This window comes from Roseibium sp. 10G30-5 (assembly GCF_055809635.1).
On sequence record NZ_CM147918.1, the window covers coordinates 2,709,956 to 2,726,772 of the forward strand.

General features: G+C 58.9%; 17 protein-coding genes. 6 read left to right on the forward strand and 11 right to left on the reverse strand.

The window, feature by feature from the left end:
* Positions 1-8: 8 nt before the first annotated feature.
* Complete coding sequence (ptsN, locus tag AC0L7U_RS13720) at positions 9-476, forward strand: PTS IIA-like nitrogen regulatory protein PtsN (RefSeq protein ID WP_473691440.1); 468 nt, start codon at positions 9-11, stop codon at positions 474-476.
* A 4-nt stretch (positions 477-480) separates the two neighbouring features.
* Here ptsN and AC0L7U_RS13725 read toward each other — a convergent pair whose 3' ends face one another.
* The gene (locus AC0L7U_RS13725) at positions 481-1,284 is read right to left on the reverse strand and encodes a cobalt-precorrin-6A reductase (protein WP_473691442.1); all 804 of its coding nucleotides are present in this window, start codon (positions 1,282-1,284) and stop codon (positions 481-483) included.
* Positions 1,257-2,348 carry a cobalt-precorrin-5B (C(1))-methyltransferase gene (locus tag AC0L7U_RS13730; RefSeq protein ID WP_473691444.1) on the reverse strand — a complete coding sequence of 364 codons (1,092 nt, stop codon included), beginning with the start codon at positions 2,346-2,348 and terminating at the stop codon, positions 1,257-1,259. Before AC0L7U_RS13730 ends, AC0L7U_RS13725 begins: the two co-directional genes overlap by 28 nt.
* Positions 2,349-2,551: 203 nt before the next feature.
* On the opposite strand from AC0L7U_RS13730, the gene cobA reads away from it, so the two are divergent.
* The gene (cobA, locus tag AC0L7U_RS13735; RefSeq protein ID WP_473691446.1) at positions 2,552-3,385 is read left to right on the forward strand and encodes a uroporphyrinogen-III C-methyltransferase; all 834 of its coding nucleotides are present in this window, start codon (positions 2,552-2,554) and stop codon (positions 3,383-3,385) included.
* Positions 3,382-4,695 carry a cobyrinate a,c-diamide synthase gene (locus AC0L7U_RS13740; protein ID WP_473691448.1) on the forward strand — a complete coding sequence of 438 codons (1,314 nt, stop codon included), beginning with the start codon at positions 3,382-3,384 and terminating at the stop codon, positions 4,693-4,695. Before cobA ends, AC0L7U_RS13740 begins: the two co-directional genes overlap by 4 nt.
* Before the next feature lie 37 nt (positions 4,696-4,732).
* Here AC0L7U_RS13740 and cobM read toward each other — a convergent pair whose 3' ends face one another.
* The 9 genes from cobM to AC0L7U_RS13785 form a co-directional block, all read right to left on the reverse strand.
* Complete coding sequence (cobM, locus tag AC0L7U_RS13745; protein WP_473691450.1) at positions 4,733-5,509, reverse strand: precorrin-4 C(11)-methyltransferase; 777 nt, start codon at positions 5,507-5,509, stop codon at positions 4,733-4,735.
* Positions 5,506-6,375: a precorrin-3B C(17)-methyltransferase gene (gene cobJ / locus AC0L7U_RS13750; protein WP_473691452.1), complete on the reverse strand. Its 870-nt coding sequence runs from the start codon at positions 6,373-6,375 to the stop codon at positions 5,506-5,508. The genes cobM and cobJ overlap by 4 nt, the downstream gene beginning before the upstream one ends.
* Complete coding sequence (locus AC0L7U_RS13755) at positions 6,368-7,363, reverse strand: cobalt-precorrin 5A hydrolase (protein WP_473691454.1); 996 nt, start codon at positions 7,361-7,363, stop codon at positions 6,368-6,370. The genes cobJ and AC0L7U_RS13755 overlap by 8 nt, the downstream gene beginning before the upstream one ends.
* Positions 7,333-8,058, reverse strand: a complete 726-nt coding sequence (gene cobI, locus AC0L7U_RS13760) for a precorrin-2 C(20)-methyltransferase (protein WP_473695830.1) — start codon at positions 8,056-8,058, stop codon at positions 7,333-7,335. The genes AC0L7U_RS13755 and cobI overlap by 31 nt, the downstream gene beginning before the upstream one ends.
* Entirely contained in the window at positions 8,055-8,219 is a 165-nt protein-coding gene (locus AC0L7U_RS13765; RefSeq protein WP_473691456.1) for a hypothetical protein, read from the reverse strand. Before AC0L7U_RS13765 ends, cobI begins: the two co-directional genes overlap by 4 nt.
* 10 nt (positions 8,220-8,229) lie before the next feature.
* Positions 8,230-9,309: a precorrin-6y C5,15-methyltransferase (decarboxylating) subunit CbiE gene (gene cbiE / locus AC0L7U_RS13770; RefSeq protein WP_473691458.1), complete on the reverse strand. Its 1,080-nt coding sequence runs from the start codon at positions 9,307-9,309 to the stop codon at positions 8,230-8,232.
* Between the two features lie 256 nt (positions 9,310-9,565).
* A complete protein-coding gene (locus tag AC0L7U_RS13775) occupies positions 9,566-10,249 on the reverse strand; it encodes a precorrin-8X methylmutase (RefSeq protein ID WP_473691460.1) in 684 nt (227 codons plus the stop codon).
* The gene (locus AC0L7U_RS13780) at positions 10,249-11,379 is read right to left on the reverse strand and encodes a sirohydrochlorin chelatase (RefSeq protein WP_473691461.1); all 1,131 of its coding nucleotides are present in this window, start codon (positions 11,377-11,379) and stop codon (positions 10,249-10,251) included. The genes AC0L7U_RS13775 and AC0L7U_RS13780 overlap by 1 nt, the downstream gene beginning before the upstream one ends.
* Before the next feature lie 1,761 nt (positions 11,380-13,140).
* The gene (locus AC0L7U_RS13785; RefSeq protein ID WP_473691463.1) at positions 13,141-14,430 is read right to left on the reverse strand and encodes an Hsp70 family protein; all 1,290 of its coding nucleotides are present in this window, start codon (positions 14,428-14,430) and stop codon (positions 13,141-13,143) included.
* A gap of 374 nt (positions 14,431-14,804) precedes the next feature.
* Between AC0L7U_RS13785 and AC0L7U_RS13790 the strand changes: the two genes are divergently transcribed.
* The 3 genes from AC0L7U_RS13790 (at position 14,805) to AC0L7U_RS13800 (ending at position 16,807) form a co-directional block, all read left to right on the forward strand.
* Positions 14,805-15,227 (forward strand): glycine cleavage system transcriptional repressor, encoded by a 423-nt coding sequence (locus AC0L7U_RS13790; RefSeq protein WP_473691464.1) that lies wholly within the window; start codon positions 14,805-14,807, stop codon positions 15,225-15,227.
* 484 nt (positions 15,228-15,711) lie between these two features.
* Complete coding sequence (locus AC0L7U_RS13795) at positions 15,712-16,437, forward strand: MotA/TolQ/ExbB proton channel family protein (protein ID WP_473691466.1); 726 nt, start codon at positions 15,712-15,714, stop codon at positions 16,435-16,437.
* Positions 16,427-16,807, forward strand: a complete 381-nt coding sequence (locus AC0L7U_RS13800; protein ID WP_473691468.1) for an ExbD/TolR family protein — start codon at positions 16,427-16,429, stop codon at positions 16,805-16,807. Before AC0L7U_RS13795 ends, AC0L7U_RS13800 begins: the two co-directional genes overlap by 11 nt.
* The last annotated feature ends 10 nt before the right edge of the window (positions 16,808-16,817 follow it).

Genomic DNA, 16,817 nt, shown 5'->3' on the forward strand with positions numbered 1-16,817 from the left:
GCGGTAAAATGGATCTTGATGATCTTTTGACGAAAAAGGCGGTAATCGCCGGGCTGAAGGCCAAGAGCAAGAAGCAGGTGATTCAGGAAATGTCGGCCAAGGCTGCCGATCTTACAGGGCTCTCCGAACGCGAAATTTTCGATACTCTTCTGCAGCGTGAAAAACTGGGATCCACCGGTGTTGGCAATGGTGTTGCCATTCCGCACGGCAAGCTGACGCGTCTCGACCATCTCGTTGGCCTGTTTGCCCGCCTGGATACTCCCATTGATTTTGATTCACTTGATGATCAGCCGGTTGATCTGGTGTTCTTGTTGCTGGCGCCAGAAGGGGCTGGAGCGGATCATCTGAAGGCGCTTGCCCGTATTGCGCGACAGTTGCGTGATTCGTCCGTCGTGAAGGGCCTGCGCTCGACCAGCGACAGTGAGCGTGCCTATGAACTTCTGACAGAAGCGAGCCCTTCGTCCAGCGCAGCCTGAACTGTCAGTTTTTCCTTTTCGCTAGAAGTCCAAGGCTTTCCATTGCGCATAGCAAAGCCTGAGCCGACGTATAACTTGGAAAAGTGTCTGCCGGCTGCGGCTGTTGGATCATCAGCACTGGCAGTTGCAACAGGCGTGCGGCTTCAATCTTGTAATAAGCTGCGGCGCTACCGCTGTTTTTCGAGACGACGTGCGTTGCCGCGTGGGTTTTGAACTGTTGTATTTCTGCTACGAGACTTTGCTCAGGCTTTGCCAGAATGAGTTGCCAATGCGCGGGCAGTGGTGTTTTGGGCGGCTCGATCATGCGGGCCAAGGCCACCAAATCTTGCCGATGCGTAAAAGCGCTGATGCCCTGACGCCCCACCGCCAGAAACGGGCGGGCATTTTCCGGCAGTTTGCTTGCTGCGTCCTCCAATGAGGCGCAGGAGATCCAGTGATCGCCATCGCGTTTCTTCCAAGGTGCGCGGGCCAAGCGAAAAAGCGGAATTCCGGCAAGGCGCGTCGCCTCGACCGCATTGCGCGAGATTACTTCCGCAAAAGGGTGTGTCGCGTCGATGACCACATCTATGGCTCCGTCTTCAAGAGCGGCCTGCAAACCGGACGCGCCCCCAAATCCGCCGAAACGTAGTGTGCAGCCCATGTCGACTGGAGACTGAGTGATGCCTGCAAGGCTGGCGATCACCTCAAGCTCCGGATAGTCGTTGATCAGCCGCGTGATGAGCTGTCGCGCATCTTGCGTTCCGGCCAGAACAAGCAGGCGTTTGGCAAGCCGGTGATCTGTCATGCCCAGGACGCTCTGCCAAGGCATGTACCTGTGCGGTTCACGATCAGCACTTCCACCTCAATTGGAGCGTTGCGCAAAATTTTTTTCACTGCAGCATGGGCTTTTTCTGCAAGTGGTTGCGCCAGGTTGAACCCTTCCTCCTGCGCCAGATCAAGCACTTCCTTTGCCGTGTTGGCCTGCATGCAACGGGCGCACAAGCTGTCCGGCGCACCGAGATGCCGCAGTTCGTCTGCCAGAAAGGCAAGATCGACCTGACTTCGGGCTGAGTGCAGGTCAAGTGCCCCTTGTGCCAGCTTGGTGAACTTGGCAAAGCCACCACACAGGGTGAGCCGGGGCAGGGGGTGGGCTCTCAGATACTTCAACAATCCACCTGCAAAATCACCCATGTCGAGATAGGCCGCATCTTCCAGAGTGTAGCGTGCCCGAATGGCATCCTCCGATGACGCGCCGGTGGCAGCGGCAACATGAGTTAACCCGACCGCTCGGGCCACATCAATGCCGCGATGGATCGACGCGATCCAGGCCGCACAGGAGAATGGCCGCACGATGCCGGTGGTGCCCAGGACGGACAATCCGCCAACAATACCAAGGCGCGGGTTGAGTGTCTTCAAGGCCAACGTTTCGCCGTCTTCGATGCAAATTGTGATCTCTGCATCTGCCGTCACGCCCATGGCCTGTGCGACCTCCTGCAGTGCATTGCGCATCATCTGACGGGGAACGGGATTGATCGCAGGTTCTCCGGGGGGAATGGGTAACCCCGGTCGAGTGACTGTGCCGACGCCATTGCCGGCCTTGAAAACGATGCCCTTGCCGACGGGCAGACGGCGCAGGACGGCAGACACAAGCGCACCGTGCGTGACATCCGGGTCGTCGCCTGCATCCTTGATGACGCTGGCACTTGCGGTGTTCCCGGTTATATCGTGGTGAGCGAGACAGAAGTGGGTTGTCCCGCCACGCGGCAGGGTGATTTCTACGGGGTCGGGGAATTCTCCCGTGAGTAGCGCCTGAAATGCCGCCTTGGTCGCCGCCGTGGCACAGGCCCCGGTCGTCCATCCGCGTCGCAGCTCTTTGGTCCCGTCCATCGTCATGAGGCAGTTATAGCTGGAACTCTGTCGGAAGGGACCCTTAAAACATATGAAATTCGGCTTCTGCATCCTCCTGTTGTGGGCATGGGCCACTGCCTCAGAAAATCGATGCAAGACAAGGCTTCTCGCAGGAACTCTGCTTGGCGAGATCTCTTCGCGGCGTTACAACAGCCCTATGAAAAACGACGCGACCACGACAGAGCTCCTTGCCGATCTACCCGCCCTTGAACCAAGGCACGGTCTGGTTGACAGGAGCTGGTCCTGGAGATCCGGGACTTTTGACACTGCATGCTCTCAATGGCTTGCGGCAAGCGGATGTCGTTGTTTATGACGCCCTCGTCGATCAGACGATCCTGACCTGGGCGCGTGAGGATGCATTACTTGATTTTGCCGGAAAACGCGGTGGCAAACCTAGCCCTCAGCAACGCGACATCACGCTTAAGCTGATTGATTATGCAAGGTCGGGCAAGCGCGTTCTGAGGCTCAAAGGCGGAGATCCCTTCGTCTTCGGACGTGGTGGAGAGGAAGCGTTGGGGCTGGTTGCCGCCAACGTGCCGTTTCGTGTTGTCCCGGGCGTGACTGCCGGGATCGGCGGTTTGAGTTACGCGGGCATCCCGGCGACGCATCGTGACACCAATCAGGTCGTGACATTTTTGACCGGCCATGATCAGAGCGGCCTCACGCCCGGGTCAATTGACTGGCGGGCTGTTGCCAGCGGATCTCCGGTCATCATCATGTACATGGCGATGAAACATCTGGAAAAAATCGCTGACGAATTGATCGCCGGTGGACGTCATACGGATGAGCCGGTGGCGATTGTTTGTGAAGCATCGCTGCCGCAGCAGAAAGTTTTCGAGACAACGCTTGGACGCTGTGCCAAGGATAGCGCCGACATGCAACTTCGCCCGCCAGCCATCGTCTGTGTCGGGCCGGTTGTCCGATTGCGGGCGGGTCTTGATTGGCTGGGCGCGTTGCAAGGCAAACATCTCGATCCGGACCCACTTGGGCTGGGCGCGTCTGAGAAGGCAAACCATCAATGAAAGCAAACAACCGTGGTCTCCTGATCGCCGCTCCTCATTCCGGGTCCGGCAAGACCACAGTGACTTTGGGGCTGCTGCGCGCTCTGAAGGAAAAAGGTGTCTCGGTCGTTCCGGCAAAGTCGGGACCGGATTATATTGATCCGGCCTTCCATGAGGCAGCTTGCTTTCGTCGCAGTTACAATCTTGACGCATGGGCGATGCCCTCCGACAGTCTGCGTGAAAAGGCGTTCGAGCATACACAGTCTTACGGCGACGGTATGCTGATCGTCGAAGGGGCTATGGGGCTTTTCGACGGCGCTGCAAATGGCAAGGGCTCGGCGGCAGATCTTGCAGCCTTGTTGAAGATCCCGGTGGTACTGGTGGTGGATTGTGCCAAGCAGGCGCAGTCCGTGGCTGCTCTGGTGCATGGTTTTCGGACCTATCGCAAGGATGTCGCCCTTGTTGGCGTGATCTTGAACCGCGTTGGCAGTCAGCGCCATGAAAAGATGCTGCGTGAGGCGCTCAAGCCATCGAAGATCGAGGTTTTGGGGGCTGTTCCCAAGCTGGCGGAGTTGCGGTTGCCTGAGCGTCATCTCGGTCTGGTGCAGGCGGGTGAGCATACCGGTCTGGAAGAGTTTATCGCCCGCGCCGGTGAAGTCTGTGCCGAACGTCTGGACCTTGATGCCATTGTACGTCTCGGTGCACGTTTGTCGCGCCCCCTGACGAAAACAGGAAAGCGTTTGCCGCCACTTGGACAGCGTATCGCGATTGCCCGTGATGTGGCCTTCAATTTTTCTTATCCGCATGTTCTTGACGATTGGCATAGGCAAGGCGCCGAATTGACGTTCTTTTCGCCTTTGCGCGATGAAGCGCCGGACGAAAGTGCCGATGCAATCTACGTACCCGGCGGCTACCCGGAACTGCATGCGGGCAAATTGTCCGAGGCAGGGATCTTCAGGGAGGCCATGCGGTCAGCGGCGCAGCGCGGCGTTCTGATTTACGGCGAATGCGGTGGCTATATGACATTGGGCGAGGCGATTGTGGATGCGGAAGGGAAGCCGCACCGGATGCTTGGCTTGCTGCCGTTGATGACAAGCTTCGCGGAAAAGAGCCGCCGTCTGGGCTACCGCAAGTTGACCCCAATTCTGGGGATGCCGTGGAGCAAACCACTGGCCGCGCATGAATTTCATTATAGCCGCGTCAAGCAGTCCGGCCCGGGCGAAAGCCTGTTCAAGGTTGAGGACGCAGCAGGCACCGCATTACCAGACACTGGTTTGCGGCGCGGGTCTGTGATGGGGTCTTACGTCCATGTCATTGCTCCTGCCATCTGAAGCAGAGCAGGGCTTGCGACCTGAAATCCCAAGGACTTCAAGCCGCCGGGGTTTTCTTTTTGGGCCGCAGGACATGAACATGATCTGCGTCATAAAGTGCTGAATCCCTGAAGTCCTTGTTGGGGTCTAGAGCATGGCCGACAAAGATCAGTGCTGTACGGGTGATCTTGGAACTGCGCACTTTGCCTGCAATGTCCGACAGGGTGCCATGGATGAAGGCCTGATCCGGCCAGCCGACGCGATAGGCGATGATAACCGGACAGTCTTCTCCATAAAGCGGTGTCAATTGCCGCTCGATATGGCGCAGATTGCGCACTGACAGGTGGATCGCCAGTGTGGCGCCGCTGCGTCCCAGCGTTTCCAGATCCTCGTTGTTGGGCATGGCTGAACTTTGCATCGCCGTGCGGGTGACGATAATGGTCTGGGCCACTTCCGGAATTGTCAGTTCCATTTTCAGTGCGGCTGCGGCCGCGGCGAAGGCAGGTACACCGGGGGTGATCTCATAATCGATCCCCAGTGCATCGAGACGGCGCATTTGTTCTGCCGTGGCACCATAGATGGAGGGATCGCCGGAATGCACCCGCGCAACGTTCTGTCCCTTGGCATGAGCAGCCTCGATCTCGACCAGAATTTCGTCCAACGTCAGCGAGGCTGTGTCGATGACCCGGGCGCCGTCAGGGGCTGCACGCACGATCTCTTCCGGCACCAGCGATCCGGCATACAGACAGACGGGGCAGGACTGAATGAGCTTCAGGCCGCGCACGGTGATCAGGTCCGGGTCGCCGGGACCAGCGCCAATGAAGTGAACGGTCATGCCTGTTCCTTGTGGTTATCCGGGGTTTCCGCCTCATCGACGGCATCAATGCGTTTGGCGTAGCCGCGTGGTGTGTAGACAAAGGTGGAGCCGTCGCCGCGTGTGACCGCCCGGCTTTGTGAAGAGCCGACAAGAACGGTGGTCAGCATATCAACCTCGTCCACTGTGAGAGCGTCCAGCGTGGTGACGCGCAGTGTTTCTCCCGGTCGACCCAGATTGACTCCAAGAACCACAGGCGTGTCGGCGGGGCGATGCGCAAGCAGAATGCCACGGGCTGCGGCCAATTGAGAGCGACGTCGTTTTGACACCGGGTTGTAGAAGGCGATGACGAAATCGCCTTCCGCAGCGGCCTTGAGACGTTTTTCGATTGTGTCCCAGGGCGTCAGAAGATCCGAGAGCGAGATGGCGCAGAAATCGTGTCCCAATGGAGCACCGATGCGTGCAGAAGCGGCTTGCAGCGCCGATATACCGGGTGCATTCGTCACGCTGACCCGGCGCGCTGCTTCGGAAACACCACCTTCCATCGGTCCTCGGTCCAGCAACTCGTAAACGAGGGCCCCCATGGCATAGATGCCAGAGTCGCCCGAGCAAACCAAAGCAACCGTGTGACCTTCGCCCGCCCGCTCCAGTGCAAAGCGGACGCGATCCTCTTCGCCCCCGAGCGGAAAGTCATGGCGTGTCTTGCCGCGAATATGGGAGGCAACAATGTCCAGATAAAGCGAATAGCCGACAACATCGTCTGCTTCGGCCAGCAGGCGGGTTGCCTCCGGAGTGCGCCAGTCGTTTTGGCCCGGTCCCAGGCCAATGACCGACAGATGTCCACGGGCTCGACCTGCTTTTTGCGGCAGAACGGGCGCATCAGCCATGGCAAGAGCCATGGTCGCATTGGCGGTTTTCTGCTTTGTGATCACCAAGGTGACCCGAGGGACCGGTGGCCGCGAGACAAGCCCCTTCGCTGACACCGTGACAGCCGACTTCCTTGAAAACAACTTCGGACGGGGTTCTCAGTCGGGGCGTTTCTTCTTCCAGCCGCCTTGCGGTGAAGACACGTAGCGGTACGCCAAGATGGGCTGCGAGCGCGTTGACAGCGTGTTCGTCGGCCTTGAGGTCCAGACTTGCGACGCAGGCAATGGCACCGGGGGCAATGTTGGCGGTCTGCAATTGGCTGTCGACCAGCGTGATCAATTCGTCCGCCGGACAATTGCGCGCGCAGCCGACGCCAAGGACGTGGCGCTGTGGGTGATACACCAGACGGGTGGGGCTGCCGGTCTCCGGTTGTGCGGTCGCACGCAGGGAAATGGCGGCACTGTCGGAGATGTTGGGCAGTGCACGACTGAGCCATGGGGCGTCGCCGTCAATGCGGACAGGCGCGCCGGAAAGAAGTTCCGCCATGATTGGCTTGGCATCTTCCGGGTTGGCCAGCGTCCAGCCCGCAGGGGGCGCGTCCAGCGCAACACCAAGGGCAATGTCGCCCGCGGTGGTGATGGCTGCATGGGCAAACAACCGGTCAGAGAGATCGTGAGCCAACTGATTTGCGCCACGATGACCACCAAGCAGCGGCACGACACTCTTGCCATCTTCGGAGACGGCAAGCACGGGTGGTTCGTTGTGTTTGTCGTTCAACAGCGGGCCGATTGCCCGGATCAGAATGCCGCTGGCGCAGACCCCGATGATCGGGTGCCCACTCTCAAACAGTTGCTGGAGATGAGCAATCGTTTCGTTGAACAACGTGTCGGCATCGCGCACACGCCCGGCAAGCCCGTGGATGACAGCATCAGGCAGAGCGTCTTCAAGACGCCGTGCTGTGTCGAGACCTGCCGGGTTCAGCAGAATGATGATGGGGGAAGCGGCCAAGCCTCGGCTCCCTTGTAAATCAGGATCATGGAAAAATAAGGTGCACTTTCGTCTGACATGTCAGCAAGAGGGCGCACGATTTGGGTGGGCAGGCTGGCACGTTCGACGTAGCCGGCCTTGTCGGTCAGGCCCATGCGATCCAGCAACGCGCGCAGGCGTGGCAGATGACGGCCAACCTTCATGATGGCGATTGCCTGCGCGTGTTCGATGCGCTCTTGCAGAGCTTCATCCGACAGCGGTCCGGGGAGCACCGTCAGGATGTCGCCGCGGCTGGTCAATGGGCGGCCCAACACGCTGGCACAGGCGGTTAGCGAGGTAACCCCTGGCACGATTTCGCATGGGAACCGGCCGGAAAGGCGCTCGAACAGATACATGAAGGAGCCATAGAAGAACGGATCTCCTTCGCACAAAGTGACGACGTCATGTCCGGCGGAGAGTTCTTCAGCAATCCGCGCTGCCCCATCATCGTAAATCTGCTTCGCAGGAAACCGGTCAACGCGCATCGGCACAGTGATCTCGATCTCGCGCGTTCCCGGTGCAATGGCCGCCGCCGCGATGGATCTGGCAAAGCTCGGGCCCGTGTCTGGTGCCGGATAGGCCACGACAGAGGCCGCAGAGATAAGCCGGTGCGCCTTGAGCGTCATCAATTCGGGATCGCCGGGACCAAGCCCGACGCCATAAAGAGTGCCGGTCATGGTGTGTGTGATGCCTCCGCTGTCGGCCACGGCTTTTCATAGCGCCACTGTGTGACGGGCATCATCGGACGCCAGCCATGAAAGTCTCCCACGGGACTGGCGCGTTGGATGGCAATGCGGATCAGGTCGCCACCATAGGTCTGATGGGCGTGCAGCAGCATTTGCTCTCCTTCAAGAGTGACTGCATTGGCAACAAGCCGCCCGCCAGAGCATCAGCCGGGTCACGCAGGTGGATACCATGCCCGGGGTGCTTAGCCCTCCGCCGATGAAGATTGCATCGGGGTCTGGCAGGGCTGTGAGACAATCCGGAGCGGTTTCATCGCGCAGATCGAAACCCGGAACGCCCAGATCCTGCGCGTTCCGGTGTGCAAGAGCCCGTCGGCCTGCGTGAGGCTCAAGGCCGATGGCACGGGCATGGCGTGCGGCACGCATCCATTCGATGCCGACAGAACCGCATCCAGCGCCAATATCCCAAAGCAACGCGGATGGCACAGGAGCGAGGGCTGCCAGCGTGACGGCACGCACCTCGCTCTTGGTCATTTTTCCGTCGTGCTGAAAGGCTTCGTCCGGCAGGCCCGGCACGGTCGGACGCAAGGGGGTGCCGGTATCCCGCACCAGATCGACGGCGAGCGTGTTCAAGACATCGCAATCAGGCGCAAAGGTGCAGGCCAGCCCGTCTGTCCGTGTTTCGTTCACACCGCCCATGCGCGACAGCACAGTCATGTGGCTCTGACCATAGCCAGCCGCAGTCAGGAGGCGGGCGATCTCGGCCGGAGACCCGGCATTGCTGGTCAGGGCCAGGATCCTGCGTCCCGGAGAAAGATTCGCGCGTAGGGTCTCAAGGGGACGGCCATGCAAGGACAGTGTGTCGACGTCCTGCAAGGCCCAGCCCATGCGGCTTGCCGCAAGCTGAAAAGCGGAGGGTGCTGGCAGGAAACACAGATCCGCAGGGTCGAAATGCGCGAGCAGTGAAGAGCCAATGCCGAACCACAAGGGATCGCCACTGGCCAGCACTGCGACGCGTGAGCCCGCAGCGATCAAGGTCTTCAGATCGTCGAAGACACTGGAAAAAGGGCTTGGCCAGAGACGTGTTTCAATGGTGGAACCGGCCAAAATGGCACGGGCCAATTCAAGGTGACGTGCGCCTCCATAGACGACAAGAGCATTGCGTAACACATCCTGAGCGGCGGTCGTCAGCAGGCCATCTTCGCCAAGGCCGACCACTGTCAGGCGGGGCTGGGCGCGCGTCATTTCTTATCCCTCAACGAAAACCGGCCCCGTCTGATTGTGGGCTCAAGCTGTGAGGCTGAGCCGGTGTTAATCTCCTCGTGAGACAACATGCCTTTTGATTTTTTCGGCAGAGCGTTGCCGTCGGCGTTCGGGCTGGCCGGCGACCCATGCGACAGAAACCCGTAGGACCGCATCCCTTTGTTGGCGCCGGAAGACCGCTGTGTCGATTTGGCTAGCTTCGGCTTGTCAGGAGACGGGGCGTCCGTCGGCTTATGGGTCATGATGCAGGCTGGCCTTCTTCTTCGGGCAATCCGGCTGCCAGAGCATTGATGGCAGCAGCGGCCAATGCAGACCCGCCGCGTCGCCCGAGCAGCGTGACATAAGGAATGTCCAGCGCATTGGTTGCCAGTGCAAGCTTGGATTCGGCCGCCCCTACAAAGCCGACCGGAAAGCCGAGAACTGCGGCGGGACGGGGTACAGTTCCATCCGCGATCAACTCCATAAGATGAAACAATGCGGTTGGCGCATTGCCGATGGCAACCACTGCCCCTTCCAGATGCTCCGCTGCAAGTTCCAGAGCAGCAGCCGAGCGTGTGTTGCCGATGGAGCGTGCCCGCGCGGGAACGCTTTCCTCATTCAGGAAACACCGCACGGCATTGTCCGCAGGCAGTCGCGTGCGAATGATGCCATGCGCCACCATTTCCACATCGGTGATGATGTTTGCCCCGGCCACCAAAGCCGCATTTGCGGTCTCAACCAGCCTCTCCGAGAGGCTCAGGTCGGCGACAATGTCCGTCATGCCACAGGCATGGATCAGCCGAATGGCAAGTGGCACGGCAGACGCTGGAAGCGCCGACAGATCGGCTTCCCGGCGCACTGTTGCAAAGGATTGGCGATAGATCTCCAGGGGATCGCGAATATACGCGCGAAAGGAGGGCTCAGAGGCGTCGGGTGCAGACATCACTTGGTTTCATTCAGTGATCGAGGTCCCAGCGGATGGTCCGCATGCGGGTAAGGGTGATGATGATGGTCATGGTCGTCATGAGAATGGCTGTGCCCATGATCATGGGCATGTTCATGAGTGTGCTCATGTGATGGCCCATGGTGATCGTGGTGATGTACGTGATCATGATCATGGGAATGGTGTGCATTCTTGCGCACTTGAGCCTCGCAAGCCCCGGTGCAGATCTCGTCGCACAGTTTGCACTCCGCGTCTGCCCCCAGACCTTCGACGTGATGATGATGACTTTCCTGTGCCAGACCGATTTCCGCCTCGAAGCCGAGCACCTGTTCGCGGTACTTGCACATCTGGCAGTTCATCAGGTTTTCACCTTCAAGGATCTCTCGCACCCGGTCTGCCATCGTGTCGATGACTTGCGGATGATCGTTGAGATAACCGGCCTTGACGAAGTCGATGTCCGGATAGCGCTGGGCTGCCTCGTCGACGGCGGAATAGATCCGCTGGACCAAGACGCCTGTGAAAAGAAAATACGGAAACACGACGATGCGCTTGTAGCCAAGTTTGGCGGCATGGTCGAGACCGGGGCCAACCAGCGGAAAGGTCACGCCGGAGTAGCTGGTTTCTGCCCAGCCGAAACCCATACCTTCCCAGAGAAGGCGCATGATCTTGGTGACGTTGGAATTAGCGTCCGGATCCGAGGCACCGCGTCCAACCACCATCAGCAACGTTTCGTGTGGATCGACAGTGCCGGGCGCCGCTTCGATGGCTTCGCGGATGCGGTCGCCGGCGGCACGCACCATGCGCGTGTCGACAGCCAGTTCGCGACCATAGGTGATCGTCATATCCGGATGTTGCGCCTGATAGGTGTTCAGCACCGACGGGATGTCGTTCTTGGCATGACCTGCTGCAAACAGCATTCCCGGTACGGCCAGAACGCGGGTGCAGCCTTGTTCACGCAACTTGTTGAGGCCGTCATGGATGACCGGATTGGCAAATTCCAGATAGCCATATTCAACCGGCCAGTCTGGAAAGCGGCTCTTGAGACCTTCTGCGAGTTGGGCAAACTGCTGCACGGCACCGCGGTTGCGGCTGCCATGGCCACAGATCATGAGACCAAGTTTTTCAGCCATCAGACGGCCTTTTGAATTGGGTGGGAGGCCGAAAGCCGACCTCTTGCCGGGGAAAGGAAAGTGAACGGGGGCGTTTGATCGCCCCACATCGGGGGTGCGCCAACGCATAGCGGTCGGGAAAGCATCTTGTGTCCGGCGGTTGCCCGCTCGTCATGAACCGACATGACATGTTTCCCTCAACGAGGGCCGCGCCTGTCACCGCAGGTCGGCCTGTCCGATACGTTACAGTTGGGGAAAGCGGTGCGACACACGAACACCCGTCAGTCGATCGACTGCGGGGGGTCAAATGACAGCTCCGGAATGGGTCCCCGACTTGGGTCGACCACCACCGGATTCGCTTTCAGTCCCTCTGGGGACGCTGCCCGATTGCCGCCAACTTAATGCAGCGCGCTGTCAGGATCAATCCCTCAGAAAAGCGCGCAAGCATCTATCGAGATGCGGTCTTTCGTCATAAGACTATGCCACACGTCAGTTTTTCGAGTTTGGAAACATCAGGTGATCCTGGATATAGCGATTTTGCTTGCTGTGCTTTTGACAGCAAGCCTTTTCCTCTGGCCCCGTTTACGACAAGCGCCGTATTGGCGGGCCATGATTACACCGCTGGCCTCTATCATTGGCAGCGGTTTTTTGATCATCGGACCGATCCTGGATCGCTCATATGGAGCCTTCGCACCGCTGGTGATGCTTGGGTTATGTGGCGCGGCTTTCCTGTACGGGTCTGCAATCCGCTTCAACATCAAGTGTCGCGAAGAGCCGCAAGGCGAGAGCCATCATACGCTGTATCTGGAGACAATCTCCTCTTGGGCACTGGCCTTTGCCTATGTGATTTCGGTGTCCTACTACCTTAATCTGTTCGGCGCATTTGGCGTCAGCCTTGTTTCCGGCGCGACCACCTTTGATGCGCGTCTCGTCACAAGTGGGGTGCTGCTGGTCATTCTGTTGGTTGGCTGGACAAAAGGGTTTCGCTCTCTGGAACGAGTGGAATATCTGACCGTGACGGCAAACCTGTCGGTGATTGTCGGCCTGTTGGTGGGGCTGGCAATCTACATGGCACACCAGGCGCAGAGGGAGGCGCTGGTTGCAACACCGGTCTCCGTTCATGGGGCGCAGTCTGTCTGGCTGGCCTTCGGGTTGCTGATTATCGTGCAGGGATTTGAGACGACGCGGTATCTGGGCAACGAGTATTCCGCAGCGCTGCGCATCAAGGCGATGCGGTTGGCGCAATTCGTCTCATCCGGCGTCTATCTGATCTATATTGCGTTGATCGCCTACGTCTTCACACCTGACCAACTGCCCAACAGTGATACGGCCATCATCGATATTATCCGCATTGTCTCACCGACTCTGCCGGTCATCATGATCATCGGTGCGCTGGCTGCACAATTCAGCGCTGCCGTTGCCGACACAGGCGGTTGCGGTGGTTTGATCGAGGAACTGACGGGCCGCCGTGTTTCGCAGAATATGGCCTATGCCATTCTCGGTGCGTTGGGCCTTGTGATTACCTTGGTCAGTCGATGTCTATCAGATCGTCAATTACGCCTCACGCGCCTTTGCCCTGTATTACATGGTTCAGGCTGTGATTGCCTTTGCCAATGCACGCCACCGAAATGCGCCTATGCAGCAGGTGGGGCTGTACGGCGGGCTGGCGCTGCTGGGCGCGCTGATCGTGCTCTTTGGCCAGACCGTGGAAGGCTGACGCTAGTGGGTCGCTCTGGTCTGGCGAGAGTGCCGCATCGCAGCGCGGCATCTCCTGGCGTCAGGTTAGGCGCATGCCCAGTCGGTGACGTCATCACGGGCACCGATCAAGGCCAGGCCGTTGGCGATGGAGGACAGTTCTTCACCGCCTGCCAGCTTGGCCGCGCCGAAGCGGCTTTCAAACATGGCGCGCACCGCAGGCACAAAGGATGTGCCGCCAGTCAGGAACACCTGGTCAATATCTGTTTCAGCCAGATTTGAGCGCTCCAGCGTCTCATCCAGAGCTTTGTCCATGCGGTCCAGATCCGGCTGGATCCAGTGTTCAAAGTCCTTGCGGTGAACCGTGACGGAAAAATCACTGCCGATGCCGGAAAACCGAAGATCGGCCTGCTCCTGAGAGGACAGCCGGGCCTTGGTATCCGACACGGCCTTGTAAAGCGGATAGCCCTGATCTTCTTCGACCAGTTCGATGAAAAGTTCGATCTTCTCTTCTTCAGTGCAATAGCGCAGCAGCTTTTTCAGTTCGCGGAAATCCTGCGAGGTTTTGAAAAAGGACAGCTGGTGCCAGCGAGCGAAGTTGGAGAACAGGTTGCGGGGCACTTCCAGTGTCTTGCCCATGCTGCGATAGGTCGACCCTTTGCCAAGTTCGGGCAGAATGACGTTGTCGATGATACGATAGTCGAAGGTGTCTCCGGCAATGCCGACGCCGCCACGGCCGAGCGGCGTGGCCTGTAGCTTGCCGTCGGACTTTGAAAATCGCATCAGCGAATAATCGCTCGTACCGCCGCCAAAGTCGGCGACAAGCACGTTGGCATCCGCTTGCAACCGTTGTGCAAAGGAAAAGGCCGCTCCAACTGGCTCATAGACAAAATGCACATCGGTGAAGCCGAGCCGCTCTACCGCTGTGCGATACCGGTTCATCGCCAGCTCTTCGTCTGCATTGGTGCCGACAAAAAGCACCGGACGGCCGACAATCAGCCGACAATCAGCCGGGTGGATGCCCTGTTGCAGATGGTCCAGGCCACGCGAAAGAAATCGGGCCATGAGACTTTCGAAGTCATAACGCTTGCCGAAAACGCCAGTGCCGTTGAACTGACGGCTTGCCACGAAGCTCTTGAGCGACTGGATGAAGCGTACATCGCCAATATGCTCCAGAAACTGCTGGATGGCCCAGGGACCGACTTCTGCAACCGGCTCTTTGGAGGGGCCGTCGTCGAGAAAGCTGAGGATTGAGGCGATGGCCTTGTGTGGGTCGTTCTCATTGCCGAAAATGAGCTGCTCTGCTTTGCCAGCCCCATTAGCCCGCGCCAGAACAGTGTTGGAAGTCCCGAAGTCGAGTCCATAGGTGATCGGCATGTCAGTCTCACAGGTTGTCTGTCCGGCGATGGTGGCCGGGACGAGGTGCGGGCAAAGAGCAAGGGCGCGCTTTCTACGGTTTATTGAGCTCTGGATCAACCGGTCATGTCCAAAAGTCTGTCGTAAATGTCAGGCGGCGATCCGGAATGGTTCTGGTACAGTGACGTATCTGACTGTGCTGGACCACCTGCTTGCAGAGGCCGGCAAAACGTGAGTGCGCTGCATCAAAGGCGCCGAAGCAAAAGGGAGAAGGTGCATGACCTCCAAACCGGCAGAAGTTGTCTTCACGGTGATCGCGCAGGATCGCTCAGGTCTCGTTGGTGACCTGCGCGGCTGTGGTGGCCGATGCAGGCGGGAACTGGGTCAATAGTTCCATGGCGCGTCTTGGCGGAGAATTCGCAGGCATTGTCAGCATTCACATCGGGCCGGATGCTGTCGAGGATCTGAAAAGCCGACTGGATGTGCTCCAGGCGGAAAAGAGCATGTCCATTATCCTGCGCCCTCAATCGCACAGGGATGAACCGGCTGCCATGGAACAGGTGGTGCTGGACTTGGTGTCGCAGGACCATCCCGGGATCTTGCGTCAGGTCACCTCGCTGCTGGCCGGGCTTGGCGTGTCCATCGACAACCTGGAAACAGGGCTCGAAACCGGAGCAATGTCGGGCGAGCATCTTTTCAAGGCAACTGCGGTGCTGCGCTTGCCTGATGGTTTGTCGCAGACCCAGGCTCGGGAGCGGTTGCAGACCACGGCGGCCGATCTGATGGTCGAGTTACGCGCCATCGACGAAGACGCCTGACACATCGCGCCCGGAGAAATTCTCATCTGGGACCGCGCCGAATGACAACGCCTTGGTTCACTCTTTTCATCTTGTGACAAAAGGGAAAAGAGCGAACCAAGGCGTTTTGTCTTGGCCTGCCTCAGGGGGATCGAGAGGCGCTTTGGCATGCCTCGACAGGCATCTTTTTCTGCTTCTGGCAGGGAGAACAGTTGCATCGAATAATATTATGAGGCAAAAGCTCATAATAAACATGTTGCTGGTGATCTCGCCCCGAGACGAGGCACTTTGGCTGTCTTTCTTGGGGGCTTCAAGAATGCCAAATGGCGGCCTTTGGGAGATGACCTGCACCATGTTCAGTCTTTTTGATGTGGCGTGATGCAGCGGGTTTCTCTGAACCTTTTGGGTGTTGCGCCAAGACCCGCACACTGCGATCGCTTGCGCAAGCTTCCCCTTGCTGCCCTTGCGTGTGCGTTTCCATCAGCAACCAGTGACGGATCGTGCCATGTTCTCTGACTTTCTTGATAGCCTGCCTGCTTTTGCCCAGCCAATTACGGATCTGGTCCGGTCTGGCGGGCCGGTGGTGGCCATTCTTCTTGTGCTCTCGGTTGTCTCACTGGCGTTGATAATCGCCAAGATCTTGCAATTTCAGATGCTGCATGTCGGGCGGTTCGGGGCGGCGCGCAAAGGGCTGCGCCTGTGGCTTGATGGCCGCACGAGTGACGGACTGGAGGTGGTCGCCACGCGCCAGACCGGCTTGCCCGATGTGTTGCGTCGTCTGATGCAGGGCGCGTGTGAAGATCCGCAGCGCATGGCTTTGCTGAAGGAAGACATTGAACGGGTGTGCGCTGAGCGGATCCAGCGGTTGCGGGCTTATCTGCGTCCGTTGGACATGATTGCGCAGACATCACCTTTGATCGGTCTGTTGGGGACGGTTATCGGCATGATCGAGGCGTTTCAGGCCATGCAGGGGGCGGGGGCTGCTGTTGACCCTTCTGTTCTGGCAGGCGGGATCTGGGTCGCCCTGCTGACAACCGCCGTTGGCCTGGCCATCGCCATCCCCGTGTCGGCCGTCGTGGGGTGGTTTGATAGTCAGATTGAGGCCGAGCAGGCTGAAATGGAAGCCATCGTCACGGCCTTCTTCACGGGCGCAGTCGCAGATCGCGGCAGATCGCGGGTCGTGACGTTTGGTCATTCAGGTGCGGATGCGGAGCCGCGGTATGCATCTTAAGCCAAGGGCGCGACGCAAGTCGGTTGGCCTGACGTCGCTGATTGATGTGATCTTTCTGCTGCTGCTGTTCTTCATGCTTGCCTCCAGCTTTTCGCGCTACCAGCAATTGCCCCTCACCAGTGGTGGAGAGGGCGGCGGTGCGCAGATCAAGCCGGCCTATTTTCGCATTCATTCGACCGGGCAGATGGATCTCAACGGCACACCGGTCGACAAAGCTCATCTGGCCGCGCGCTTCGCGCAGCTTGTGTCACAGGATGGCAAACTGGTGGCGATCTGGTCTGGGCCTCAGGCGACAACGCAAGATCTCGTTACTGTCATGACGCGTGCGCGCGCTGCCGGTCTCAAGACTGTCATCGTCACCGGTCAGTAACCTCGGGAGT